Source organism: Pseudoalteromonas sp. AWM4_233 (genome assembly GCF_056158285.1).
Genome location: NZ_JBSWSZ010000148.1, coordinates 1 through 5,174 on the forward strand (window position 1 = coordinate 1; position 5,174 = coordinate 5,174).

The 5,174-nt window shown below is 50.9% G+C and carries 8 protein-coding genes and 2 pseudogenes; 8 read left to right on the forward strand and 2 right to left on the reverse strand.

Annotated features, from left to right (window positions below):
* Nucleotides 1–139 precede the first annotated feature (139 nt).
* The 7 genes and pseudogenes from ACXAC4_RS27695 (at nucleotide 140) to ACXAC4_RS27725 (ending at nucleotide 3,740) form a co-directional block, all read left to right on the forward strand.
* Complete coding sequence (locus tag ACXAC4_RS27695) at nucleotides 140–445, forward strand: ATP-binding cassette domain-containing protein (RefSeq protein ID WP_475168487.1); 306 nt, start codon at nucleotides 140–142, stop codon at nucleotides 443–445.
* Nucleotides 445–810, forward strand: a complete 366-nt coding sequence (locus tag ACXAC4_RS27700) for an ATP-binding cassette domain-containing protein (protein ID WP_475168491.1) — start codon at nucleotides 445–447, stop codon at nucleotides 808–810. The genes ACXAC4_RS27695 and ACXAC4_RS27700 overlap by 1 nt, the downstream gene beginning before the upstream one ends.
* Nucleotides 811–882: 72 nt before the next feature.
* On the forward strand, nucleotides 883–1,215 hold the full coding sequence (locus ACXAC4_RS27705; protein WP_475168495.1) for a DUF6867 family protein: 333 nt from the start codon (nucleotides 883–885) through the stop codon (nucleotides 1,213–1,215).
* Nucleotides 1,216–1,567: 352 nt separating this feature from the next.
* Nucleotides 1,568–2,538: pseudogene (locus ACXAC4_RS27710) on the forward strand (branched-chain amino acid ABC transporter substrate-binding protein).
* A gap of 185 nt (nucleotides 2,539–2,723) precedes the next feature.
* Nucleotides 2,724–3,098: a lysozyme inhibitor LprI family protein gene (locus ACXAC4_RS27715; protein ID WP_475168498.1), complete on the forward strand. Its 375-nt coding sequence runs from the start codon at nucleotides 2,724–2,726 to the stop codon at nucleotides 3,096–3,098.
* On the forward strand, nucleotides 3,026–3,205 hold the full coding sequence (locus ACXAC4_RS27720) for a lysozyme inhibitor LprI family protein (protein WP_475168501.1): 180 nt from the start codon (nucleotides 3,026–3,028) through the stop codon (nucleotides 3,203–3,205). Before ACXAC4_RS27715 ends, ACXAC4_RS27720 begins: the two co-directional genes overlap by 73 nt.
* The gene (locus tag ACXAC4_RS27725; RefSeq protein ID WP_475168505.1) at nucleotides 3,189–3,740 is read left to right on the forward strand and encodes a hypothetical protein; all 552 of its coding nucleotides are present in this window, start codon (nucleotides 3,189–3,191) and stop codon (nucleotides 3,738–3,740) included. Before ACXAC4_RS27720 ends, ACXAC4_RS27725 begins: the two co-directional genes overlap by 17 nt.
* A gap of 59 nt (nucleotides 3,741–3,799) precedes the next feature.
* Here ACXAC4_RS27725 and ACXAC4_RS27730 read toward each other — a convergent pair whose 3' ends face one another.
* Nucleotides 3,800–4,009, reverse strand: a complete 210-nt coding sequence (locus tag ACXAC4_RS27730; RefSeq protein ID WP_475168508.1) for a VWA domain-containing protein — start codon at nucleotides 4,007–4,009, stop codon at nucleotides 3,800–3,802.
* A 268-nt stretch (nucleotides 4,010–4,277) separates the two neighbouring features.
* Between ACXAC4_RS27730 and ACXAC4_RS27735 the strand changes: the two are divergent.
* Nucleotides 4,278–4,466, forward strand: a pseudogene (locus ACXAC4_RS27735) (histidine kinase dimerization/phospho-acceptor domain-containing protein); the annotation flags it as partial.
* Here the strand turns inward: ACXAC4_RS27735 and ACXAC4_RS27740 are convergent.
* On the reverse strand, nucleotides 4,434–5,156 hold the full coding sequence (locus tag ACXAC4_RS27740) for a histidine kinase dimerization/phospho-acceptor domain-containing protein (protein WP_475168512.1): 723 nt from the start codon (nucleotides 5,154–5,156) through the stop codon (nucleotides 4,434–4,436). The pseudogene ACXAC4_RS27735 and the gene ACXAC4_RS27740 overlap by 33 nt on opposite strands.
* Nucleotides 5,157–5,174 lie beyond the last annotated feature (18 nt).

A 5,174-nucleotide genomic window follows, 5' to 3' on the forward strand; every position in this document is an offset into this window, starting at 1 on the left:
CAACAGACTTGGTACGGTTGGGTAACTCAGCACCTCGATGGAACGCCCGATGAAGGTGAAGAACGCATCCCGCAGGTGATCGCCGCTTACCTGGGTGTGGATGATGATGAAGTGGATCAGATTGAGGAGGAAGTGGACGATGAGCGCAACTGAGCCACTTCGAAAGCTCGGCGTTGAGACCTATTACGGCAAGATTATTGCCCTGAAGGGCGTCGATCTTGATGTGTTCGAGGGCGAGATTGTTACCCTGATCGGTGCTAACGGTGCGGGTAAGTCCACGTTGATGATGACCGTCTGTGGCACGCCTCAGGCGCGCAACGGCTCCATCGTTTATGCGGGCGAGGATATCACCCTGAAGCCAACCTATGAGATCATGCGAACCGGAATTGCGCAATCGCCTGAAGGGCGTCGACATTCCCGGCGCATGTCGGTCTTGAGAACCTGATGATGGGCGGCATGGTTGCCGGGAACGATCACTTCGAAGACGATTTGAAGAAGGCGTTCGATCTGTTTCCGCGCCTGCGTGAGCGTAAAAATCAGCGCGGCGGCACACTGTCGGGCGGGGAGCAGCAGATGCTGGCAATTGCTCGGGCGCTGATGAGCCGTCCGCGGCTCTTGCTTCTTGATGAACCGTCTCTTGGTCTTGCACCTATTATTGTGAAGCAGATTTTCGAGGCAATCAACGAGCTGAACAAGAATGACGGTCTTACCGTGTTTTTGGGTGGAGCAGAATGCGTATCACGCATTGAAGCTTGCGCACCGCGGTTACGTCATGGTGAACGGTGTCATCACCATGACCGGAACCGGTAAGGAACTCCTGTCCGAAGAGGAGGTCAGGGCGGCCTATCTCGAAGGCGGCAGGCACTGAGCGAGGAGCAGATCATGGGTATTCTCTACGGCAGTTCCTTGCCTGTCTTTATCATCTTTGTTTGCGGCATTGGGGGCCTCGCAGCATATGCGACTGGCCGAGCAATTGCCGTGACATGGCGGCCTTTGTGGCTGCTGTTCTGGTTCCTGTTCTTGTTGACCCTTGCGGTTAGGTTCCTGTCTTTCGCACTGTTTGAAGAGCCGCTGCTGTCACTGCAGTATCTCATCGTTGATTATCTGGTGCTGACAGGTATTGCGCTGCTCGGGTGGCGCAAGACGCGAACCACGCAAATGGTGACCCAGTATCGTTGGCTTTATACTCGGACGAGCCCTTCAGCTGGACGCTGAAAGAGGGCAAAGACGATGCCTACTGAAATTAGTATTAACTCATAGTTTTGGGTTGCAAAGTTTCTGGGGTTGTTCAACTACCCCTAGAGATCTTTGAATTCTGCGGTGTGGAGAGACGCTGCTTATTCAAAGATTTGAAGAAGATGGAAACATTCACTTCTTCACATGCCTTTAGGGGCTGACAAAGTGAGATTTAAATCACCTTAAGATCAGGGGAGTAAAAATGAAAAACTCTATTTTGGCGAGTGTTGCAGGTATTACGGCAATTGCCCTATCCAGCACAGCTATGGCTGACATCGTCATCGGTACCGCAGGTCCAATGACTGGTCAGTACGCCTCCTTTGGCGCGCAGATGAAGGCAGGCGCTGAACAGGCTGTAGCCGACATCAACGCTGCTGGCGGTGTGAACGGCGAAATGCTGGTTCTGGAAGTGGGCGATGATGCCGTGACCCGAAGCAGGCCGTTGCCGTTGCCAACCAGATGGTTGGTAAAGGTGCCGTGTTCATGGCTGGTCACTTCTGCTCCGGTTCTTCTATCCGGCCTCTCAAGTATATGCTGAAGAGGGCATCATCCAGATTACACCAGCTTCCACGAACCCCAATATTCACGGATGAACGTCCAGGTCCAGGTGTCTACCGCGTATGTGGCCGTGATGACCAACAGGGTCAGGTTGCCGGTAACACACTTGCGACCGAGTTTGGCGACAAGAACATTGCCATCATTCATGACAAGACTGCATATGGTAAGGGTCTTGCTGATGCGACCAAGGCTGTGATGAACGCCGCTGGCAAAGATGAAGCTGTCTACGAAGCTTACACCGCCGGTGAAAAGGACTACACCGCGCTGGTTTCCAAGCTTAAATCGGAAAACATCGACGTGCTTTACGTTGGTGGTTACCACACTGAAGCTGGTCTCATGAAGCGTCAGATGGCTGATCAGGGCATGAACACCATCCTGATCTCCGGTGACGCACTTGTGACCGACGAATACTGGTCCATCACAGGTCCTGCAGGTGAAGGTACGCTGATGACCTTCTCTCCAGACCCACGCAGAAACGCAGAAGCTGCACCTGTCGTTGAGGCGCTCGAAGCTGCTGGCAAGACTGCAGAAGGCTATGCACTTTATACCTACGCAGCAATTCAAGCGTGGGCTGATGCTGTAGAAGCTGCAGGTTCCACCGACTATGACGCTGTTGTAGAAGCACTGGATTCCGGTGAGTTCGAAACAGTGCTTGGCAACCTCTCCTTTGACGAAAAGGGTGATGTAACACTGCCAGGTTACGTGTGGTACGAGTGGAAAGACGGTAACTACGACTATCGCTAATCGTTAGAACTCGGCATTCGTGCCGATTGGTTCAGGTAGAGGCCCTGCTGGAAACTGCGGGGCCTTTTCGTTTGGCTTTGAGAGTTCATAAAGGCTAAGCGCGATTTTCTGGATGGGAGCAAGGGCGTGTCATTTTGGTGTTTACGATTTTTCCGATAAGTTACTGGGAAAATTGGAGGACGACCTTGCGCCAATTCCTAGCGATTTCAATGATCGGATGCATTTTTGCTGGTGCCGCTGTGGCCAGCAGCAATTTGAACACTCCCACCCCGGAAGACAGAAACATCATGCAGGCGTGCCTTGCTGAAGCAGGAACTTCCTTTGCGGCGTCCGTCGGCTGTATCGGCCGAGTGTTCACCGTCTGGTCAGGAAAGCCCAGAACTGGAACGTCCCTTGGCATGCGTGTTTGCGCCTCGCGCGAAACAGAGCTTTGGGATGAGAAACTCAATGCGGCCTATCAACAGGTGATGGAGTTCAAACCGAACCAGTGCAAGAGCAACTGCGTGCCGCCCAACGCCTTTGGATCAAATTTCGCGACGCAGACTGCGAAGTGCCCATGAAGATTTATGAGGGTGGTTCATTGGGGCCGGTCGTGGCAGTACAATGCGGACTGCAAACCAGCAGCGCGCGTGCGCTGCAAATGGAAGACTATGCGAGGTTTCCGTGATCAAACCCATTGGCGCGGCGTTGATGCTGCTGGTTTCCGCTGCCCCCTCGAAGGCGCTGGAGCTGCCGTTTGTTTCCCTGACGATGATTTGGTACCCATACCACGCTGGGAGGTTGATGCTGACACACAGTTTTTGCTTTCCAAGGTGCCGCCCCTCCAGGAAGGGCTGGCTATTCACCTGTTGTCTTCCCATGAAGGAAACAGGATGAGGCCGCCTGTGAAAAGCCTGACTGGTGCCAAGCACTTCGTGTTCGACTATGCAAAGGAGGACCCTCAAGGCGAGGAGCTTGTGATCACGGTATCTGAAGACCCGGTTTTTGATGCCCGTGGTTGGATTTGGGACGGGCTTTATGCCTTTGGCGAGATTTCCGAGCCTGAGGAAGATGGATCCTCCATTTACCGTGTTTCGTTACACCGGCAGCCGGACTGGTTACGACATTTTGGACAGCGGTCGCTTTTGCAAAATGGTGCAGGAGGGTTAGGCCGAGCGCTCAAGCCAAAGGCGCGGATCGGACTGCTTGGCAAACCCGGTTGAGCCATCAAGTGCCTTGCAAAGATCGGACACAGCGTCCAGCGAAATGAACCGCCCTGGAGTCATTCTACGTGCGGCAGTAAAGCTCTTATGCCGCGCGCTTTGGCTTCAAATCCCTCAAAGCGAAGCAAAGGATTAAGCCAGACAAGGCGGCGGCATGAACGGTGCAGCCGATCCATTTCCGTTGAAGAGCTGGCCATCCTCCTGCCGCTCCAAACCGTCAAGAGATGAATGGGACGACCGGGCCGCCGGAAAGGACACGTCTGGACCATTTGCGATTGAACTCATGGAGCGACTGGGCAATGCGGGTGCCGCCGGACGCAGTCCTCAACGCCAGAGGTGCAGGCCATCAAGGCCTCATCTGGAATCTTCTCATTTCCAGTGCCCGGGTGATGTTGGTCAGCCTTGTACCAAACAAGAAGGTATGCACTCGTCTCTTTTCAGTCAGTGCGTGCGAGAAAGAGGTGCTGAGTTACCCAACCGTACCAAGTCTGTTAACCTTAGCAATACGTAACTGAACGAAGTAAGTAGGAAATAACCATGAGTCATGAAATAAGAACGCCCATGAACGGCGTACTTGGTATGTTAGATTCTTTAAAAAGCACCCCTTTAGATAAAGAACAAAACGAACAAGTTGATATCGCCAGTCGTAGTGCGCTCTCGTTAATGCGCATTATTAACGATATCTTAGACTTTTCAAAAATTGAATCTGGTAAATTGGAAATAGACATCAAATTCATTGATGTCTATTTCCAATTTACCAGATTCAATTTTTGAAAAGTCTAAGATATCGTTAATAATGCGCATTAACGAGAGCGCACTACGACTGGCGATATCAACTTGTTCGTTTTGTTCTTTATCTAAAGGGGTGCTTTTTAAAGAATCTAACATACCAAGTACGCCGTTCATGGGCGTTCTTATTTCATGACTCATGGTCGCTAAAAAATCAGCTTTGGCTTTTGATGCGTTCTCGGCTTGTTCTTTGGCTTCTTCAAGTGCCCAGTTATTAAACTCCATATCTGAGGCGTATTTAGCTAATTGCTCTTCTGAGTTTTTGAGCTCAGTGACATCTTCAATACAGGCAAATACCCCCTCAACGTCTCCGTTAAGTGCAAAATCAGGAGTGTAGGTGGTGATCAGATACTTTCTAACGCCGCCTATTGTGACATCAATTTCAAATGCAGTTTCATTACCTTTTAAAGCATTAAATAGATGATCTTGAATTCTGTCATAAATATCAACGGGTAGAACAGATTTGACGGTGTTTCCTACGATTTCGTGTTCATTCAACTTAAATAGCTGGCAGTAGAGTTTATTTGCAAAACGGTATTTCTCTTCATTATCTACATAAGTTAGAAGTACAGGGACATGCTGCGTGATCCCATCAATATAGTGCCAGGTGCTGTGTAAGAGGTGAATCTAACCGTCGTTAACCTT

What these genes read in the sequence shown, in the direction of transcription:
- ACXAC4_RS27695 (WP_475168487.1), top strand. Translation starts at nt 140, where the DNA reads ATGAGCGCAACTGAGCCACTTCGAAAGCTCGGCGTTGAGACCTATTAC.
- ACXAC4_RS27700 (WP_475168491.1), top strand. Translation starts at nt 445, where the DNA reads ATGATGGGCGGCATGGTTGCCGGGAACGATCACTTCGAAGACGATTTG.
- ACXAC4_RS27705 (WP_475168495.1), top strand. Translation starts at nt 883, where the DNA reads ATGGGTATTCTCTACGGCAGTTCCTTGCCTGTCTTTATCATCTTTGTT.
- ACXAC4_RS27725 (WP_475168505.1), top strand. Translation starts at nt 3,189, where the DNA reads ATGCGAGGTTTCCGTGATCAAACCCATTGGCGCGGCGTTGATGCTGCT.
- ACXAC4_RS27730 (WP_475168508.1), bottom strand. Translation starts at nt 4,009, where the DNA reads ATGGTCCAGACGTGTCCTTTCCGGCGGCCCGGTCGTCCCATTCATCTC.